General features: G+C 62.1%; 16 protein-coding genes. 9 read left to right on the forward strand and 7 right to left on the reverse strand.

Translation table 11 applies throughout. The features are described 5' to 3' along the window. Positions 1-148 precede the first annotated feature (148 nt). Positions 149-502 (reverse strand): YkgJ family cysteine cluster protein, encoded by a 354-nt coding sequence (locus K3819_RS06490; RefSeq protein ID WP_039771496.1) that lies wholly within the window; start codon positions 500-502, stop codon positions 149-151. Between the two features lie 301 nt (positions 503-803). Between K3819_RS06490 and K3819_RS06495 the strand changes: the two genes are divergently transcribed. After that, positions 804-2,153, forward strand: coding sequence for an MFS transporter (locus tag K3819_RS06495; protein ID WP_221398867.1), 1,350 nt, complete (start codon positions 804-806; stop codon positions 2,151-2,153). Positions 2,154-2,334: 181 nt separating this feature from the next. Here the strand turns inward: K3819_RS06495 and rapA are convergent, their stop codons facing one another. After that, positions 2,335-5,181 (reverse strand): RNA polymerase-associated protein RapA, encoded by a 2,847-nt coding sequence (gene rapA / locus K3819_RS06500; protein ID WP_039771405.1) that lies wholly within the window; start codon positions 5,179-5,181, stop codon positions 2,335-2,337. Positions 5,182-5,423: 242 nt separating this feature from the next. Here rapA and K3819_RS06505 point away from each other — a divergent pair, with 242 nt between their 5' ends. Next, a complete protein-coding gene (locus K3819_RS06505; protein WP_007959194.1) occupies positions 5,424-5,765 on the forward strand; it encodes a hypothetical protein in 342 nt (113 codons plus the stop codon). Here the strand turns inward: K3819_RS06505 and K3819_RS06510 are convergent. The 3 genes from K3819_RS06510 to K3819_RS06520 form a co-directional block, all read right to left on the reverse strand. Further along, positions 5,735-6,946, reverse strand: a complete 1,212-nt coding sequence (locus K3819_RS06510) for an aminotransferase class V-fold PLP-dependent enzyme (RefSeq protein WP_221398868.1) — start codon at positions 6,944-6,946, stop codon at positions 5,735-5,737. The genes K3819_RS06505 and K3819_RS06510 overlap by 31 nt on opposite strands. After that, a complete protein-coding gene (locus K3819_RS06515; RefSeq protein WP_221398869.1) occupies positions 6,943-7,413 on the reverse strand; it encodes a RidA family protein in 471 nt (156 codons plus the stop codon). The genes K3819_RS06510 and K3819_RS06515 overlap by 4 nt, the downstream gene beginning before the upstream one ends. An 88-nt stretch (positions 7,414-7,501) precedes the next feature. After that, the gene (locus K3819_RS06520; protein ID WP_221398870.1) at positions 7,502-8,368 is read right to left on the reverse strand and encodes a LysR substrate-binding domain-containing protein; all 867 of its coding nucleotides are present in this window, start codon (positions 8,366-8,368) and stop codon (positions 7,502-7,504) included. Between the two features lie 185 nt (positions 8,369-8,553). Here K3819_RS06520 and K3819_RS06525 point away from each other — a divergent pair, with 185 nt between their 5' ends. Beyond that, entirely contained in the window at positions 8,554-8,715 is a 162-nt protein-coding gene (locus tag K3819_RS06525) for a hypothetical protein (RefSeq protein WP_007959203.1), read from the forward strand. A 145-nt stretch (positions 8,716-8,860) separates the two neighbouring features. Continuing rightward, positions 8,861-8,977 carry a cytochrome c oxidase subunit CcoM gene (gene ccoM / locus K3819_RS29565; protein WP_007959205.1) on the forward strand — a complete coding sequence of 39 codons (117 nt, stop codon included), beginning with the start codon at positions 8,861-8,863 and terminating at the stop codon, positions 8,975-8,977. A 572-nt stretch (positions 8,978-9,549) separates the two neighbouring features. Here ccoM and K3819_RS06530 read toward each other — a convergent pair. Together K3819_RS06530 and K3819_RS06535 are read right to left on the reverse strand one after the other, a co-directional pair. After that, positions 9,550-11,025 (reverse strand): inorganic phosphate transporter, encoded by a 1,476-nt coding sequence (locus tag K3819_RS06530; RefSeq protein ID WP_039771417.1) that lies wholly within the window; start codon positions 11,023-11,025, stop codon positions 9,550-9,552. Positions 11,026-11,401: 376 nt separating this feature from the next. Continuing rightward, on the reverse strand, positions 11,402-11,602 hold the full coding sequence (locus tag K3819_RS06535) for a hypothetical protein (protein ID WP_007957826.1): 201 nt from the start codon (positions 11,600-11,602) through the stop codon (positions 11,402-11,404). Positions 11,603-12,243: 641 nt separating this feature from the next. On the opposite strand from K3819_RS06535, the gene pcaR reads away from it, so the two are divergent. The 5 genes from pcaR to pcaF all read left to right on the forward strand — a co-directional run bounded on the left by pcaR (position 12,244) and on the right by pcaF (position 17,871). Further along, positions 12,244-13,086 carry a pca regulon transcriptional regulator PcaR gene (gene pcaR / locus K3819_RS06540; protein ID WP_007917109.1) on the forward strand — a complete coding sequence of 281 codons (843 nt, stop codon included), beginning with the start codon at positions 12,244-12,246 and terminating at the stop codon, positions 13,084-13,086. Positions 13,087-13,381: 295 nt separating this feature from the next. Beyond that, a complete protein-coding gene (locus K3819_RS06545) occupies positions 13,382-14,728 on the forward strand; it encodes an MFS transporter (RefSeq protein WP_011332817.1) in 1,347 nt (448 codons plus the stop codon). Between the two features lie 304 nt (positions 14,729-15,032). Next, positions 15,033-15,890 carry a CoA transferase subunit A gene (locus K3819_RS06550; protein WP_003222404.1) on the forward strand — a complete coding sequence of 286 codons (858 nt, stop codon included), beginning with the start codon at positions 15,033-15,035 and terminating at the stop codon, positions 15,888-15,890. After that, the gene (locus K3819_RS06555) at positions 15,890-16,669 is read left to right on the forward strand and encodes a CoA-transferase subunit beta (RefSeq protein WP_085612381.1); all 780 of its coding nucleotides are present in this window, start codon (positions 15,890-15,892) and stop codon (positions 16,667-16,669) included. The genes K3819_RS06550 and K3819_RS06555 overlap by 1 nt, the downstream gene beginning before the upstream one ends. After that, positions 16,666-17,871 carry a 3-oxoadipyl-CoA thiolase gene (gene pcaF / locus K3819_RS06560; RefSeq protein ID WP_178076184.1) on the forward strand — a complete coding sequence of 402 codons (1,206 nt, stop codon included), beginning with the start codon at positions 16,666-16,668 and terminating at the stop codon, positions 17,869-17,871. The genes K3819_RS06555 and pcaF overlap by 4 nt, the downstream gene beginning before the upstream one ends. The last annotated feature ends 19 nt before the right edge of the window (positions 17,872-17,890 follow it).

Raw genomic sequence — 17,890 nt, forward strand, 5'->3', positions numbered from 1 at the left:
TGAATACGTCCTTACTGCGTCATCAACGCAGGCGAATGTTTGCAGTATAGAGGCGGTTTTTGCCGTGCAAGCGGTAGTGGCACATTGGCGCTAATGATTTCGGCATTAGCGTCATAGCGATTGGCTCTAAGCGTTGAAGCGCCTGAATTCAGGCGACTTCGTTCCAGTGCGGTTGCAGCGGTGGCAGGCCGAAACGGGCACGTGCCTTGTCGCAGTCGGTATTCTGTTCGCCGTTTTCCCACGACGCTTCGAACTCCCGGCAGGGGCTGGAACGCTTGTCGTAGATCGTGCAACTCACGGCTGTTCCGACTTCGCCCTCCAGCGCGGTGCAGCGCGGCGCCTTGCGGTCGGTGCCGATCATCGCGACCCGGCTGGGCGTGATCTGGGTGACCAGTTCATCGGGCACGGTCCCGCCGGAGGATGCGCATTCACCCCAGAAAAATGACACACGAAAATGGGAACAGCAGGCACCGCAATTCAGACACGGACTGACTTCGGACATGGGCGGGATATCAAAGGGGTTGATCGGCAGGATCCGGACGGATCCGGCGGCCATTCTAGGCTTCGCCACGGCGTTGGGAAGGGGGGCGTGAAAGTATTTTTTCATTGCCGGATTTTTCTGCAAAACCCCCGGTTTTCGGGGGATTCGAAGCATTTCAAGGGCTTACGTTTCGTTACACGGCCATGGCCCGTCATCAGGCTTGCGAATGATCACAGACAGCCCCGACGAGCGTGACTAGATTGCAGGTTCCGGGCTCGATGCGTTGGCAGTGAAGCCCTAATAACAATAAAGAGACGGACCCATGCAGAACTCGACCCAAGCGGCGAATGCCTGGCGCATTCTGTTCCTGCTGTTCCTTGCCAACCTGTTCAACTTCTTCGATCGCACCATACCGGCGATCATCATCGAGCCGATCCGCATGGAGTGGCACCTCAGCGACTTCCAGCTGGGGATCGTCGGCACCGCGTTCACTCTGGTTTACGCGATTGCCGGATTACCACTGGGCCGCCTGGCCGACACCGGTTCGCGCAGCAAACTGATGGGCTGGGGCCTGGCGACCTGGAGCGCGCTGACGGCGGTCAACGGTCTGGTCGGCAGTTTCTGGAGTTTCCTGCTGGTGCGCATGGGCATCGGCATTGGTGAAGCCAGTTACGCGCCCGCCGCCAACTCGCTGATCGGCGATCTGTTCCCGGCCCATCGCCGGGCCCGGGCCATGGGCATTTTCATGCTCGGCCTGCCGCTCGGATTGCTGCTGGCCTTCTTCACCATCGGCTGGATGGTCAAGGCGTTCGACAGCTGGCGCGCGCCGTTCTTCATCGCCGCCGTGCCGGGGCTAGTGCTGGCGGTGTTCATGTTCTTCATCAAGGAACCCAAGCGCGGTGCGGCGGAAACCGTGCAGGTGTCCCAGGAGAAAGTCGACAAGCCGATCCGCCGCGTCCTCGCCGTGCCGACCTTCCTGTGGCTGGTGATGGCCGGGCTGTGCTTCAACTTCGCGACATACGCCTGCAACTCATTCCTGGTGCCGATGCTCCAGCGTTATTTTCTGATGCCGTTGCAGGAAGCGGCGGTGGCGACCGGGGTGATCGTCGGTGTGACCGGATTGATCGGCCTGACCCTCGGTGGCTGGATTGCCGACAAGATTCACCAGGGGGTGGCCAACGGGCGACTGCTGTTTGCCGCGTTCAGCCTGATCATCTCGACCCTGTGCACGGCGTGGGCGCTGCATGCCGGGCGCATCGAGATCGGGGTGTTCGTCGCGGTGTTCAGTGTGGGCTGGCTGTTCGCCTACAACTTCTACACCTGTGTGTACACGGCGATTCAGGACGTGGTTGAACCGCGCCTGCGGGCCACGGCGATGGCGCTGTTCTTTGCCGGGTTGTATTTGCTGGGGGGCGGTCTGGGACCAGTGGTGGTCGGTGGTTTGTCGGATCACTTCGCCAAGTCGGCGATGGCCGCCGCGGGCGCCGAGCAGATGACCGAGGCGTTCAAGGCCGTCGGGCTGCATGATGCGATGTACCTGATTCCGGTGGCGTTGTTCCTGACCATGGTGTTCCTGTTCCTCGCCTCGCGCTGTTTTGTGCGGGATGCGAAGCGGATGAAGGACGGGCTGGTGGCGGTGGTTGAGCCAGAGGGCGCAGCGGTGACTGCGTAATCGCTTTCGCGAGCAAGCCCGCTCCCACACTCGACCGCATTTCCTCCTGAAGGAAACCGGCCAACTGTGGGAGCGGGCTTGCTCGCGAAGAGGCAATCAGCCGCGCAGGATAAATATCAGGCAAACAAAAAGGCCCGCATCGCTGCGGGCCTTTTCATTTTGGGCGATGGAGCAGGGCGGTTTAGCCCGCCACCAGCACCCGGATCGCTTCCAGTCGCAGCGCGGCCTTGTCGAGCATCGCCAGACCTTGTTCACGCTGCTTGCGCAGGGCGTCCAGTTCGCTGTCGCGCACGGTCGGGTTGACCGCCTGCAACGCGGTCAGGCGTGCCAGTTCTTCGTCGGTGTCGGCTGCCAGACGGCGGCGGGCCTCGGCGACGCGCTCGGCGTGACGCGGGGTGACCTTGTCTTCACCGGCGTTGATCCGTGGCGTCAGCTGATCGCGCTGGGCCTGGATGAACTTGTTGGCGCTGGCGCGCGGCACGCTTTCCAGTTGATCGTTCAAGGTCTCGAACGCCACGCGCGATGACAGGTCGTTGCCGTTGGCGTCGAGCAGGCAGCGCAGGGCGGCCGGCGGCAGGTAACGGCCCAATTGCAGCGAACGCGGGGCAACCACTTCGCTGACGTAGAGCAGTTCCAGCAGCACGGTGCCCGGCTTGAGCGCCTTGTTCTTGATCAGCGCGACGGCGGTGTTGCCCATCGAACCGGACAGCACCAGATCCATGCCGCCCTGCACCATCGGGTGTTCCCAGGTGATGAACTGCATGTCTTCGCGTGACAGCGCCTGGTTGCGGTCGTAGGTGATGGTCACGCCTTCGTCGTCGCCCAGCGGGAAACTGGCGTCGAGCATCTTCTCGCTCGGCTTGAGGATCAGGGCGTTTTCCGAATGGTCTTCGCTGTCGATGCCGAACGCGTCGAACAGGGTTTCCATGTAGATCGGCAGGGCGAACTGGTCGTCCTGTTCGAGGATGGCCTCGACCAGCGCTTCACCTTCGCCGGCGCCGCCGGAGTTGAGTTCCAGCAGGCGGTCGCGACCGGTGTGCAGCTCGGCTTCCAGGCGCTCGCGCTCGGTGCGCGCCTCGTCGATCAGCGCTTGCCACTCGCCGTCGTCGGCCTCTTCGAGCAGCGGCAGCAGGCGTGAGCCGAACTGATGCTGCAATGCGTTGCCGGTCGGGCAGGTGTTGAGGAACGCGTTCAGTGCTTCGTGATACCACTGGAACAGGCGCTCTTGCGGGCTGGTTTCCAGGTACGGCACGTGCAGTTCGATGATGTGTTTCTGGCCGATCCGGTCGAGACGACCGATCCGCTGTTCCAGCAAGTCCGGGTGCGACGGCAGGTCGAACAGCACCAGGTGGTGGGCGAACTGGAAGTTGCGACCTTCACTGCCGATTTCCGAGCAGATCAGCACCTGTGCGCCGAACTCTTCGTCGGCGAAGTAGGCGGCGGCGCGGTCACGCTCGAGGATGTTCATGCCTTCGTGGAACACCGTGGCCGGGATGCCGGAGCGCACGCGCAGGGCGTCTTCCAGGTCCATCGCGGTTTCGGCGTGGGCGCAGATCACCAGCACTTTGGTGCGCTTGAGCATTTTCAGCTGGTCGATCAGCCACTCGACGCGCGGGTCGAATTTCCACCAGCGTTCTTCTTCGCTGGCGTCCGGCTGGGCCTGGAAACTGACTTCCGGGTACAGCTCGGCGTGTTCGCCCAGGGGCAGTTCGAGGTATTCGTCCGGGCATGGCAGCGGGTACGGGTGCAGTTTGCGCTCCGGGAAACCCTGCACGGCGGCGCGGGTGTTACGGAACAGCACGCGGCCGGTGCCGTGGCGGTCGAGCAGTTCACGCACGAGGCGGGCGCTGGCTTCGGTGTCGCCATCGTTGACGGCGGTGAGCAGGGCTTCGCCTTCGTTGCCGAGGAAACCGTGGATGGTCTTGTGCGCGGCCGGCGACAGGCGACCCTTGTCCAGCAGCTCCTGAACGGCTTCGGCCACCGGGCGATAGTTTTCGCTCTCGGCGCGGAAGGCGGCCAGGTCATGGAAACGGTTCGGGTCGAGCAGGCGCAGACGGGCGAAGTGGCTGTCCTGGCCGAGTTGTTCCGGGGTGGCGGTGAGCAGCAGCACGCCGGGAATGACTTCGGCCAGCTGTTCAACCAGCGAGTATTCCGGGCTGACTTTCTCTTCGTGCCACACCAGGTGGTGGGCTTCGTCGACCACCATCAGGTCCCAACCGGCAGCGAACAGGGCGTCCTGTGCCTTTTCATCGTCGACCAGCCACTCCAGTGCCACCAGGGCCAGCTGGGTGTCTTCGAACGGGTTGGTGGCATCGCTTTCGATGAAGCGTTCTTCGTCGAACAGCGCGACCTGCAGGTTGAAGCGGCGGCGCATTTCCACCAGCCATTGGTGCTGGAGGTTTTCCGGCACCAGGATCAGCACGCGGTTGGCGCGGCCCGACAGCAACTGGCGATGGATCACCAGGCCGGCTTCGATGGTCTTGCCCAGACCCACTTCGTCCGCCAGCAATACGCGCGGCGCGATGCGGTCGGCGACTTCACGGGCAATGTGCAACTGGTGGGCGATCGGTTGCGCACGCACGCCGCCCAGGCCCCAGAGCGAAGACTGCAACTGGCGGCTGGTGTGTTCCAGAGTGTGATAACGCAGGGAGAACCACGCCAGCGGATCGATCTGCCCGGCGAACAGACGGTCGCTGGCCAGACGGAACTGAATGAAGTTCGATAGTTGGGTTTCCGGCAGGGTGACCGCTTCGTTCTGCGCGTTGAGGCCGTGGTAGACCATCAGGCCGTCGACGTCGTCGACTTGCTGGACAGTCATCTTCCAGCCTTCGAAGTGAGTGATCGAGTCGCCGGGCGAGAACCGCACGCGGGTGAGGGGCGCATTCCGTAGCGCGTACTGGCGAGTCTCGCCAGTGGCCGGGTAAAGCACGGTCAACAAGCGGCCGTCCTGTGCCAGAACGGTGCCTAAACCAAGCTCTGCTTCGCTGTCACTGATCCAGCGTTGCCCCGGTTGATACTGCTGCGCCATGCTGCCTGACTCCCACCTTGAAAAAGCGGGCTATCTTAACGGAATGAGGGCCCGAGGCCAAAGGATAAGGAGCCTCGGCCCGGCTTTTAACCGCAATCGGCCAATTGCAGGGAAGATTAGGTCATGCATCGGTTTTACGGGATGTTGCGGCACCCTTGAGTGCCAAACCGGTCACAAGTTTGCGACCGATGGCTCAAGGCACCCCTGGCGCCGCCGATAACCTTCTGACAGGAGACCCTCATATGCTGCCACCGATGCTCCCCCTGAGCGCCGTGCCGATCACCTCCCAGCAGGATCCGATCCGCCAGCGACCGGATATTCCCCCTGTGGTGCCGGTGCAGGAAAGCTCAAACGAAAGCACCATCGACCTGCAAAAGCGCGATCCGGAAGAGGACGGCTATCTGCTGCGCGAAGAGCAGCGTCGCCAGCAGGAACGCGATCGCCGTCGCCGCGAAGCCGACGACGACCCCGAAGCTCACCTCGCCGTGCCCGGCACCGAACTGAATGCCGACAACACCGTGCCGGTGGCGCCGTTGATGGAAGATCAGCCGCGTCAGGGGCTTTGGGTCGACATCGAAATCTGAGGCCGGGCGGCCAGCTCTGTCAGGTTTTCCAGCAACACGTCGATTTCTTCTTGTGTGTTCAAGTAGCTCACCGCCACCCGCGCAATATTTGTCAGCCCGCGCGCCTGCATGTCCAGCGGCGTGTAGGCCACGCCATTGGCGCCGATGTTGATTCGTCGTTCGGCCAACGTCTGTTTCAGCGCCACGCTGTCCCAGCCTTCAAGCGTGAAGGCGATCAGCCCGGATTGTTGATTGGCCGCGCCGAGATCCCTCAGTGTCAGACCGGGAATCGCCTTCAGTCGTTGGCGCAATCCGCTGCTCAGTTGTTCGATGCGCTGGCGGACGGGGATCGCGCCGAGGCGGTTGTACTCCTCCAGCGCATTGGCCAGACCGGCCAGCAGGGCCAGCGATACCTCGCTGGTTTCAAAGCGGCGGGCGTCGTCACGCAGAGTAAAGCGCTTGCCGTCCCACGGCGCCGACAGTACATCGCGTTGCACGGGGAGCAGCCGTTGCAGGAATTGCGGCCGGATGTACATCAACGCCGTGCCGCGCGGCCCGCGCAGGAACTTGCGTCCGGCACCCTTGAGCACGTCGCACTGCAAGGCCTGAACATCGCAGGGCAACTGTCCCAGTGCCTGGCCGGCGTCGATGAAATAAGGGATGCCGTGGCGCCGCGCGACATTGCCGATCTGCGCGGCGGGGTTGATCAGACCGCCGTTGGCCGGCAGCCAGGTCAGTGCGATCAGCCGCACCTGGCCGTCGATCATTTGCGCCAGGGCATGCGGATCGACTGCACCGTGGGCGTCGCAAGGAATCACTTCGAGCCGCGCGCCGGCCTTCACCGCTTCGGTCATGCACGCCAGATTGCCGGCCCATTCATGACGACCCACCAGAATCCGTTCGCCGGGCTGCCACGGCCCCAGCGCGTTGAACGCCTGGCTCCAGGCCGCCGAGCCGCTGCTGGCGAAGGCGATGTCTTCGGGCTGGGCGTTGAGCAGGGCGGCGGCCGCATTGCGCGCGCGTTCCTGGACCCGGTTGTCTGCCGACTCCATCGGCCCGCCGAGTGCTTCGCGTTGCAGCTGTTCGATCACTGCATCGAGGGTGGCGTGGCTTGGCAGCGAGGCGCCGGCGTGGTTGAAGTGGATCACCTGGGCGCAGCCGGGCGTGGCGGCGCGCAGCCGCAAGATGTCGTCGATGTTCACGGCTTGAGCTCGAAGATTGCGTCGATTTCCACCGCGACGCCGGCCGGCAGGCTCGCCACGCCGACCGCGGTGCGCACGTGTCGGCCCTTGTCGCCGAGGGCGTTGACCAGCAGATTCGAGGCGCCGTTGGCGACGACGCCCTGAGCCTTGAAGTCCGGCGTGGCGGCCACGAAAACCCCGAGGCGCAGAATGCGCACCAGTTTCGACAGGTCATCGCCCAGCGCATGGCTCAACTGGGCGAGCAGGCCCAAGGCAGCCAGTTCAGCGGCGTTGGCGCCTTCTTCGTCGGAGATCGCTTCGCCCAGTCGTCCGATGAACGCAGGTTTGCCGTCGAGCAATGGAACCTGCCCGGAGATGAACAGCTGGTTCTGGCTGACCACGTGGTTGACGTAGTTGGCGATCGGCTGGCTTGGTTCGGGCAGACGCAGGCCGAGTTGTTGAACGCGTTGGCTGAGGGAATCGGTCATGGGAAGTCCTCCTGAGTGAGGGCTTCAGCATGTTAGTGCGAGCGAAGGGCGACAAACGGATAGATTTAATCCGACGCATCCAAAAAACTCATGCGTTCGCGGTTTCCTCCAGCCACTGGCAGAAACTTTGTGCCGCCGATGTGGGCGGGCGTTGTGGGGTTACCAGCCAATAACCGATCTCGCCGAGCATCGGCGGCGTGTCGAAGGCTGGCACCAGCGCGCCTTCCTTGATTCGCCGTTCGATCATTCGCTGGCGGCCCATGGCAACGCCCTGGCCGGCAACCGCGGCTTCGACGACGATGTTGTAGTCGTGCAGCATGACGCTGGGCACATGAGCCAGATCGATGCCGCTGTGTTGCTGCCAGTCGATCCACTCGAACGGCTGGTACGACTTGGCCATCAGCAACGGCCCTTTGCTCACGCCCTTGGCCTTGAACGCCGGGCTGCACACCGGCGTCAGGGTCTCGCCCATGAACCGGCGGGCCTGAACTTTCGGCCAGCCGCCCTTGCCGTAGCGGATCGCCAGATCCACCTCGCCGGCGTCGACATCCGCCAGTTGTACGGCGGGCAGCAGTTCGACGTGGATGTTCGGGTAAGTTGCGTTGAAATCCGCCAGACGCGGCGCCAGCCACAAGGTGGCGAAAGAGGCGAGCAGGCCGATGCGCAGGTTGGTGGGGCGTTCGCCGCGCAGGTCGTGGGTGGCGGCGGCAATCGCGGCGAGGGCCGGTTCGATCTGCCGGTAGTAGTGTTCGCCGGCGGGTGTCAGATCGATCGCCCGGGTGCGGCGCACGAACAGTCGCTGATCGAGGAACTCTTCGAGTTTGTGCACCTGATGGCTGATCGCACTTTGGGTCACCGACAGCTCATCGGCAGCCTTGATGAAACTCAAATGACGGGCCACGGCCTCAAAGGCACGCAAGGCCATCAGCGGTGGCAGGTCCTGATGCAGGGGCACGGCGCAGATCCTTCGGGTTCAGGGCGAGGCGCCGATTGTGCAAGCAAATCCGGTGGGCGGTACATGAAATGTTGTAGAGGGTTCAGGCGAGTGGCTGGTCAGCGTTCGCGCCAGGCCGCATTATTGGCGCAGTCCTGCCGTTGAAGCGGCAGTTGTGATTCAGTCCAAGCGATGCACCGAACGCCATGAGCCAAGACGACAAGCTGATCGACCTCAACACCGAACGCGCCAAGCGGGTTCATGACCTCAACGAGAAGCGCCTGAATGAAGTACGCCAGGCTTTCGAGCAGGCCATGCCGTTGGGTAAACCGAAGAAAAAGCCGAAAAACAAACCGAAAAAGCGTTGATCTCCCCTGCATCCGTTGATGCAGGTCAGTTATTTCCCTTCCTTTCCTCCTCTCTGTGACCGGCATTGATCCCGGTCAATTCCTGCGCCTGCCTGATTGGTTAACTTAGTTCCATCGCAGCAAAGCAGGGGCCAGGAGGCCAGTCATGTTTTTCGATAACGTGGTGTTTGCCGGGGTCCTGACTGTGGGCCTGATGGTTCTGTTTTTTGCAGGGTTTGGATTTTTTATCTGGAAGGATGCGAACAAGCGCAAGAAGCCTTGATTCTTCCGGATTTGATGAGCACGCAAGGCATTTTGGGCAACTTCGGTTGCCCTTTTTTTTTGTGTCTTGGCGGCCGTTGGGCCGACCATGCTTTGGGTTGTTTTGGGTGAATATCCGTTTCTGCGGGTGCTGCCGCTGGCGGTTTCGCCCTTACGGCGAGTCCCTTTTTCAGACGCCAAAAAGGAACCAAAAGGCTGGGCCCCGGCGTTCGGCACCTCGCTTTGGCTCGGTGTTCCTTCGTTCCGGGATTCATCCGGGGGCATCGCCTACGGTTTGCTTCGCTGCACCTCCTCTCGATGCATGCGGCTTCGCCGCACGGTCGCTGCGCTCCCACCCCCGGATAAATCCCTCCACTCAGCCTTCCGATGGGGCCGGCACGTCAAGAGCGGTACTCGAGCTAACGCTCATCGTGTTGAGTGGTTAGAGGCGAAAAGCGACTGCTTTTGCTTTTGCTTTGATCGTTCCCACGCTCCGCGTGGGAATGCAGCCCGGGACGCTCTGCGTCCCATTTCTGGAAGCAACAAAAAAGGCGTGATCCTTGCGAATCACGCCTTTTTCATTACAGCGGTCTATCAGCTGCCCAGCGCCTTCGAGGCCAGCCAGAACAGGCCGGCCGACAGGGCCACGGTGGCTGGCAGGGTCAGGACCCAGGCCAGCAGGATGGTTTTCACCGTGCCGCCTTGCAGGCCGCTTTTGTTGGCGACCATGGTGCCGGCCACGCCCGAGGAGAGGACGTGGGTGGTGGACACCGGCAGGCTGAAGATGTTGGCCATGCCGATCAGGCTGGCGGTGGTGATCTGGGCCGACATGCCTTGCGAGTAGGTCATGCCTTGCTTGCCGATCTTCTCGCCGATGGTCAGTACCACGCGTTTCCAGCCGACCATGGTGCCAAGGCCCAGGGCCAGGGCGACCGCCAGAATCACCCAGAACGGGGCGTATTCGGTGGTGGTGGTCAGGTCTTTGCGCAGTTTGTCCAGGTCAGCCTTTTCACGCGGGGCGAGGCCTGGCAGTTTGCTGACTTTCTTCGCAGTGTCGTCCAGGCAGAGCAGGTAACGACGCACTTCGATGCGGCTTTCCGCGGACAGCGAGTGGTAGTCGGCTACACCTTTGAGGGTGTCGAGCAGGGCGGCGATGGTCGGTTCGGTCTGTTGCGGGTTGCAACGGAATTTCTCCGGCAGGTCGCCTTCCACGCTTTTGCCCAGGGCCAGGAATTCACCCAGGGTGTCGGCGTTGCGCTTGTAGAACTGGCTCAGGTGCAGGGTCGCGTCGCGGGTACGTTCGATCTGGTAGGTGGTGCTGTTCAGGTCGAGTACGAACTGCGCAGGCACGATACCGATCAGTACCAGCATGATCAGGCCGATGCCTTTCTGGCCGTCGTTGGAACCGTGCACGAAGCTCACGGCCATGGCCGAGATCACCAGGACCAGGCGGTTCCAGAACGGTGGGTGCTTCTTGTCGTCGATCTTGCGGCGCTGTTCCGGCGTCTTGTGCATCTTCGACAGCGGACGCCACCACTTCAGGCCGATCAGCACCAGCGCGGCGATCAGGAAGCCGGCCATTGGCGAGAACACCAGCGAGGCACCGATATCGATCGCTTTCTGCCAGTTGACGCCGTCAGCCAGTGGAATTTCGTTGATCAGGGCGTTGGCCAGGCCGACACCGAGGATCGAACCGATCAGCGTGTGCGAACTGGAGGCCGGGATACCGAAGTACCAGGTGCCCAGGTTCCAGGCGATCGCGGCGGCGAGCAGCGAGAACACCATCGCCAGACCATGGCCGGTGTTCACGTTGATCAACAGTTCTACCGGCAGCAGGTGCACGATGGCATACGCCACGCCAACGCCGCCCAGCAGTACGCCGAGGAAGTTGAACACGCCCGAGAAGAACACCGCCAGGTGAGGCGGCATCGCTTTGGTGTAGATAACAGTGGCTACCGCGTTAGCGGTGTCATGAAATCCATTGATGAACTCGAAGGCGAGGACAAATGTCAGGGCGAGCAGGAGGCTCACAAGCACCCAGGCATCCAGTCCGCTGAATAAATCGATCATGAAGGTTTTCTGACCCGGTCATAAGGGGGCGCGATTATGCCAGAAAAGACTGGAAATCGATCCCCTACCTGCTCATCGGTAACATTCTTCAACGAATTAATTTGTATCAGGGGGCATTACCCAAGCTTTTTGCAGGGATTTTCAAGCCTTTGATTCTATTGGGAAAAATGCGAGGAGTCGGGGGATTGGCCGGTTGTCGGGAGGGGGCCGAAACTTGTATGAAATATCTGAGAAACGCGTCTGACATGCTCCCAGCCTGTGCAATACAGGGGGAGTTGGCCGCTGCCCGCGGGTAGCGGGCGCGCAAGGCATCGTCAGCCCACCGTGCTTGTAACCCGGTGAGTACGCTTACCCTCGAAAGATGCAAAGGACGGCGTCAAGGCTCTTCGGCTTTGAGTTCCTCTTCCATTTTTTTCAGTTCTTGCTGGAAGACCTGATCCTGAACGGTAGGGCGTTTACGCCAGGCTTTGCGTTCTGGTTCGGGCTGGGCGGCGTAGGTGGTGACTTCCCCGCCGTAAACTTCCTTGTAACGTTGTTCCTGGCGCTCAAGTTCCGCGCGCAGTTCGTCTTTCGTCACAGTGCTACCTGTATGAGTTGAGATAAATGTCTGGTGAACGCACTGCACGAATCATTTAACCGAATCGCCAACAAGGACTTGCCTGTACAGGCAGCGGTGTTGTCGGGAAGACGGTCAGGACTTCCATGTAGCAGGCGGCTACGGCACCAGATTAAAACTGACGCAGCATCAGTTTCCTGTTTCAGCGAGCGCGCTGGCGGTGCATGAATAATGAGCATCAGGCGCTGGCCGGGGCCGGCAGCGATGGACATCGCGCCAGCGGGTGGCACCGTCGGCAAATAAAAGCGCGGTGTCACTGAGGTGCATTATAGCGGCCGAATCGGGATTGCCTATCTTTGCCAAGTTAAAAACGGTTCTGGATGTGTGATTGTTTTGTGACGTCCAACTTTCATCAATAGTTGCATCGCCGTTGCGCAGTGTTTGATTTCTGGCGCCATTTAGTCGGACAACTAAGGCGCTTAAACCGCACCGGCGTTCCAAGTTCAAATCTGTTGCGCACAACCCAAACGAGGAGGTGAGGGCGATTGCGATTATCGGTCGACGGTTCGATAATCGCCCGGTGTTGGCGGTCTGTCGCTTGTGTATCTGCCGACGAGCCGCTTGTATAGCCGTTGATCCGAACAAGAAAAAAAGGACCTGACATGAACGATCAAATGCGCAATTCCTTCACCTCGGTAGCGCCGCCGATCGTCGCTTCGCCGGCCAAGCGTATCCAGGCCCTGACCGGCGATCCGGATTTCATGACCTCCCTGGCCCGTGGCCTGGCGGTGGTGCAGGCGTTTCAGGAGCGCAAGCGCCACCTGACCATCGCCCAGATCAGCCACCGCACGGAAATTCCCCGCGCCGCCGTGCGCCGTTGCCTGCACACACTGATCAAGCTCGGCTACGCCACCACCGACGGGCGCACTTATTCGCTTCTGCCGAAAGTGCTGACCCTCGGTCACGCCTATCTGTCGTCGACGCCGCTGGCGGTCTCGGCCCAGCCGTACCTCGACCGCATGAGCGAGCAACTGCACGAGGCCTGCAACATGGCCACGCTGGAAGGCGACGACATTCTCTACATTGCCCGTTCGGCCACCACCCAGCGTCTGATTTCGGTGGACCTGTCGGTGGGCGGGCGCTTGCCGGCGTACTGCACGTCTATGGGGCGAATCCTGCTGGCGGCGCTGGACGACACCTCGCTGCGCGAATACCTCGACCACGCCGAACTGGTGGCCAAGACCAGCCGCACGATTCACACCCCCGACGCCTTGCTCGAATGTCTGCAGGAAGTCCGGCAGCAGGGCTGGTGCATCGTCGATCAGGAACTGGAACAAGGTCTGCGTTCGATTGCCGTGCCGGTGTATGACGCTTCCGGCCAGGTGGTGGCCGCGCTCAATGTCAGCACCCACGCCGGTCGGGTCAGTCGTACCGAGCTCGAGCAGCGCTTTCTGCCGGGCCTGTTGAGCGCCAGTCGCGACCTCAGTGCGCAGTTGTTCGCCTGATGAAGCTGTTCGATAAACGCACAGAGTTGCGTTTATCGAATTGACGCTAAAACCCCCGGATCATTAATGTCGCGGCAGCGTCATCCGGCGCGAATGTGAATGAGCCCGCCGGATCGTCGACTCCCATAATAATGACAAGAGGCAACTTCCCATGCGCACGTTCCCCGACTGTCGCCGCTCCCGTTCCTGTTGCCGGTATTAGCGCAACGCCTGATTTCTTCCTTATATAGTTGTGACCGTGCCGCTCTCTGGCCGGCCGCCGTTCGACTGCGTTTTCTTGCGTGGAATAAAAATAATGAACCAGCCTCAGTCCGCTGTAGGTCACTGCCTCGACGTGCAGTCCTTCATCAATGCCCAACCGATCTCGCGCTATCAGTGGCGCGTCGTGATCCTGTGTTTCCTGATTGTGTTCCTCGATGGCCTCGATACCGCGGCCATGGGTTTTATCGCGCCGGCCCTGTCCCAGGACTGGGGCATCGACCGCGCCAGCCTCGGCCCGGTGATGAGTGCCGCGCTGATCGGAATGGTCTTCGGTGCGCTGGGCTCCGGGCCGCTGGCTGACCGCTTCGGGCGAAAAGTCGTACTGGTCGGCGCGGTTTTTCTGTTCGGCGCTTTCAGCCTGGCGTCGGCCTACGCCACCAATGTCGATCAGTTGCTGGTGCTGCGTTTCCTCACTGGTCTGGGACTGGGCGCCGGGATGCCGAACGCCACCACGCTGCTGTCGGAATACACCCCGGAGCGCAAGAAGTCCCTGTTGGTGACCAGCATGTTCTGCGGCTTCAACCTGGGCATGGCCGGTGGCGGGTTTATTTCGGCCAAGTTGATCCCGGCATTCGGCTGGCACAGCCTGTTACTGATCGGCGGGATCCTGCCGCTGATCCTCACCGTGGTGTTGCTGCTCTGGCTGCCGGAATCGGCGCGTTATCTGGTGGTGCGCAATCGCGGCACCGACAAGGTGCGCAAGACCCTCGCACCGATTGATCCAGCCATCGTCGCGCAGGCCGCGAGTTTCAGCGTGCCGGAACAGAAGACCGTGAAAGCGCGCAACGTGTTTGCGGTGATTTTTTCCGGCACCTACAGCGTCGGCACGTTGCTGCTGTGGCTGACCTATTTCATGGGTCTGGTGATCGTGTACCTGCTGACCAGTTGGCTGCCGACCCTGATGCGCGACAGCGGCGCAAGCATGGAGCAGGCGGCCTTCATCGGTGCGCTGTTCCAGTTTGGCGGAGTGTTGAGCGCGGTGGGCGTAGGCTGGGCGATGGACCGCTTCAATCCGCACAAGGTCATCGGCATTTTCTACCTGTTGGCCGGGGTGTTTGCCTACGCGGTCGGGCAGAGCCTGGGCAACATCACGCTGCTGGCGACGCTGGTGCTGGTGGCGGGCATGTGCGTCAACGGCGCGCAATCGGCGATGCCGTCGCTGGCGGCGCGGTTTTATCCGACCCAAGGCCGGGCGACCGGTGTGTCGTGGATGCTCGGGATCGGCCGCTTCGGCGCGATTCTCGGGGCGTGGATGGGCGCGACCCTGCTGGGCCTGGGCTGGAATTTCGAGCAAGTGCTGACGGCGCTGGTGATTCCGGCGGGCCTGGCCACGGCAGCGGTGGTGATCAAGGGGTTGGTCAGTCACGCGGACGCGACCTGAGTTTCATTGCAGGATCGTTCCCGCGTCGAACTGGCCGCAGAGGTTGCTCCGCGTTCGGCTTCGGAAGGGACGCGGAGCGTCCCGGGCTGCATTCCCACGCAGAGCGTGGGAACGATCAGCGGCTTTCCCGCACGCAGTGCGGGAGTGATCATTAGGCAGATAACAATCTGTTCGATAAACGAACACTCAGTCGATTATCGGATTGTTTGGTGAAAATCAGCGGCTTAATCTTCAGTGACTCCGGCGCAGAACCTCGCGCCTTTTTATTCACTGGCGATTCATTACAAAAACGGGAGCCCGCTCCATGGCTGAGATCCTTTCGCTGCACGACGCGGTGAAGCAATTCGTCAACGACGGCGATACCGTCGCGCTCGAAGGCTTCACTCACCTGATCCCTACGGCGGCGGGTCATGAAATCATTCGTCAGGGCAAGAAAGATCTGACCCTGGTGCGGATGACGCCTGACCTGATCTACGACCAACTGATCGGCGCCGGCTGTGCACGCAAGCTGATCTTCTCCTGGGGCGGCAACCCTGGCGTGGGTTCGCTGCACCGTCTGCGCGACGCGGTCGAGAAGCAATGGCCGCACGCGCTGGAAATCGAAGAACACAGCCACGCCGACCTGGCCAATGCCTACGTCGCCGGCGCCTCCGGCCTGCCGTTCGCGGTGTTGCGGGCCTACGCCGGTTCCGACCTGCCGAAGGTCAACCCGCTGATCAAATCCGTGACTTGCCCGTTCACCGGTGAAGTGCTGGCAGCGGTGCCGTCGGTGCGTCCGGACGTGACCGTGATCCACGCCCAGAAAGCCGACCGTCAGGGCAACGTGCTGCTGTGGGGCATTCTCGGTGTGCAGAAAGAAGCCGCACTGGCCGCCAAGCGTTGCATCGTCACCGTCGAAGAAATCGTCGACAACCTCAACGCGCCGATGAACGCCTGCGTGCTGCCGACCTGGGCCTTGAGCGCGGTCTGCCATGTACCCGGTGGCGCGCATCCGTCCTACGCCCACGGTTACACCGAGCGTGACAACCGCTTCTACCAGGCGTGGGACCCGATCGCTCGCGACCGTGAGACGTTTACCGCGTGGATCAACGAATACATCCATGGCTGCGCTGACTTCAGCGAGTTCCAGGCCAAGTTGGCCGCTGCTTCGGAGGCCAAGTAATGACCTACACCACCAATGAAATGATGACCGTCGCCGCAGCCCGTCGCCTGAAGAACGGCTCGGTGTGCTTCGTCGGCATCGGCCTGCCGTCGAAAGCCGCCAACCTGGCGCGCCTGACCTCGTCGCCGGACGTGGTGCTGATCTACGAGTCCGGCCCTATCGGCGCCAAACCCAGCGTATTGCCACTGTCGATCGGTGACGGCGAGCTGGCGGAAACCGCTGACACCGTCGTGCCGACCGGTGAGATTTTTCGCTACTGGCTGCAGGGCGGGCGCATCGACGTCGGTTTCCTCGGCGCAGCCCAGGTCGACCGTTTCGGCAACATCAACACCACCGTGGTCGGCGACTATCACCAGCCGAAAGTACGCCTGCCGGGTGCCGGTGGTGCGCCGGAGATCGCCGGCTCCGCGAAAAGCGTGCTGATCATCCTTAAACAGTCGGCGCGTTCGTTTGTCGACAAGCTCGATTTCATCACCTCGGTCGGCCATGGTGAGGGTGGTGATTCGCGCAAACGTCTGGGCCTGCCGGGCGCCGGTCCGGTCGGGATCATCACCGACCTGTGCATCATGGAGCCAGAAGAGGGCACCCACGAATTCGTGGTTACCGCACTGCACCCGGGCGTGACCCGCGAGCAAGTGGTCGCCGCCACCGGTTGGGCAATCCGTTTTGCTGACAACGTTGACACCACCGCCGAGCCGACCGAAGTCGAGCTGACCGCCCTGCGCGATCTCGAAGCCCGCACCGCAGCGGCCCACGGCCAGGCACCGGGAGAAGCATGATGCGCGACGTTTATATCTGCGATGCGATTCGTACCCCCATCGGTCGTTTCGGTGGCGGTCTGGCGGCTGTTCGCGCCGACGACCTGGCCGCCGTGCCGATCAAGGCCCTGATGGAGCGCAATCCGTCGGTGGACTGGAGCGCCATCGACGAAGTATTCCTCGGCTGCGCCAACCAGGCCGGTGAAGACAACCGCAACGTCGCGCGCATGGCGTTGTTGCTGGCGGGTCTGCCGGAGAGCGTTCCGGGCGTCACCCTCAATCGCCTCTGCGCGTCGGGCATGGATGCCATCGGCACCGCGTTCCGCGCCATTGCCAGCGGTGAAATGGAGCTGGCGATTGCCGGCGGCGTCGAGTCGATGTCCCGCGCACCGTTCGTGATGGGCAAGGCTGATGCGGCGTTCTCGCGCAACATGAAGCTGGAGGACACCACCATCGGCTGGCGTTTCATCAACCCGCTGATGAAGGCCCAGTATGGCGTTGACGCGATGCCGCAGACCGCCGACAACGTCGCCGACGACTACGAAGTTTCCCGCGAGGATCAGGACGCTTTCGCCCTGCGCAGTCAGCAACGTACTGCCGCTGCCCAGGCTGCCGGCTACTTCGCCGAGGAAATCGTTGAAGTGCGGATCGCCCACAAGAAGGGCGAAACCGTGGTCAGCCAGGACGAACACCCCCGCGCCGACACCACGCTAGAAGCGCTGAGCAAACTGAAACCGGTCAACGGCCCGGACAAGACCGTCACCGCCGGCAACGCTTCGGGCGTCAACGACGGTGCCGCCGCGCTGATTCTGGCCTCGGCCGAAGCGGTGAAAAAACACGGCCTGACCGCTCGCGCCAAAGTGCTCGGGATGGCCAGTGCCGGGGTCGCGCCACGGGTGATGGGCATCGGTCCGGTGCCGGCGGTGCGCAAACTCACCGAACGCCTCGGCGTGGCGGTCAGCGATTTCGATGTGATCGAACTCAACGAAGCCTTCGCCAGTCAGGGCCTGGCGGTGCTGCGTGAACTGGGACTGGCGGACGACGCGGCCCAGGTCAACCCGAACGGCGGCGCGATTGCCTTGGGCCACCCGTTGGGCATGAGCGGCGCGCGGCTGGTGCTGACTGCGCTGCATCAGCTGGAAAAGACCGGTGGCAAGAAAGGTCTGGCGACCATGTGCGTCGGTGTCGGCCAGGGCCTGGCCCTGGCCATCGAACGCGTCTGACGCAAGCCGTGACGAAAAA

Origin of the sequence: Pseudomonas sp. 3-2 (assembly GCF_019710535.1) — a bacterium.
Classification (GTDB): Bacteria; Pseudomonadota; Gammaproteobacteria; order Pseudomonadales; family Pseudomonadaceae; genus Aquipseudomonas; species Aquipseudomonas pharyngis.

What these genes read in the sequence shown, in the direction of transcription:
- K3819_RS06490 (WP_039771496.1), bottom strand. Translation starts at nt 502, where the DNA reads ATGTCCGAAGTCAGTCCGTGTCTGAATTGCGGTGCCTGCTGTTCCCAT.
- K3819_RS06495 (WP_221398867.1), top strand. Translation starts at nt 804, where the DNA reads ATGCAGAACTCGACCCAAGCGGCGAATGCCTGGCGCATTCTGTTCCTG.
- rapA (WP_039771405.1), bottom strand. Translation starts at nt 5,181, where the DNA reads ATGGCGCAGCAGTATCAACCGGGGCAACGCTGGATCAGTGACAGCGAA.
- K3819_RS06505 (WP_007959194.1), top strand. Translation starts at nt 5,424, where the DNA reads ATGCTGCCACCGATGCTCCCCCTGAGCGCCGTGCCGATCACCTCCCAG.
- K3819_RS06515 (WP_221398869.1), bottom strand. Translation starts at nt 7,413, where the DNA reads ATGACCGATTCCCTCAGCCAACGCGTTCAACAACTCGGCCTGCGTCTG.
- K3819_RS06525 (WP_007959203.1), top strand. Translation starts at nt 8,554, where the DNA reads ATGAGCCAAGACGACAAGCTGATCGACCTCAACACCGAACGCGCCAAG.
- ccoM (WP_007959205.1), top strand. Translation starts at nt 8,861, where the DNA reads ATGTTTTTCGATAACGTGGTGTTTGCCGGGGTCCTGACTGTGGGCCTG.
- K3819_RS06530 (WP_039771417.1), bottom strand. Translation starts at nt 11,025, where the DNA reads ATGATCGATTTATTCAGCGGACTGGATGCCTGGGTGCTTGTGAGCCTC.
- pcaR (WP_007917109.1), top strand. Translation starts at nt 12,244, where the DNA reads ATGAACGATCAAATGCGCAATTCCTTCACCTCGGTAGCGCCGCCGATC.
- K3819_RS06545 (WP_011332817.1), top strand. Translation starts at nt 13,382, where the DNA reads ATGAACCAGCCTCAGTCCGCTGTAGGTCACTGCCTCGACGTGCAGTCC.
- K3819_RS06550 (WP_003222404.1), top strand. Translation starts at nt 15,033, where the DNA reads ATGGCTGAGATCCTTTCGCTGCACGACGCGGTGAAGCAATTCGTCAAC.
- K3819_RS06555 (WP_085612381.1), top strand. Translation starts at nt 15,890, where the DNA reads ATGACCTACACCACCAATGAAATGATGACCGTCGCCGCAGCCCGTCGC.
- pcaF (WP_178076184.1), top strand. Translation starts at nt 16,666, where the DNA reads ATGATGCGCGACGTTTATATCTGCGATGCGATTCGTACCCCCATCGGT.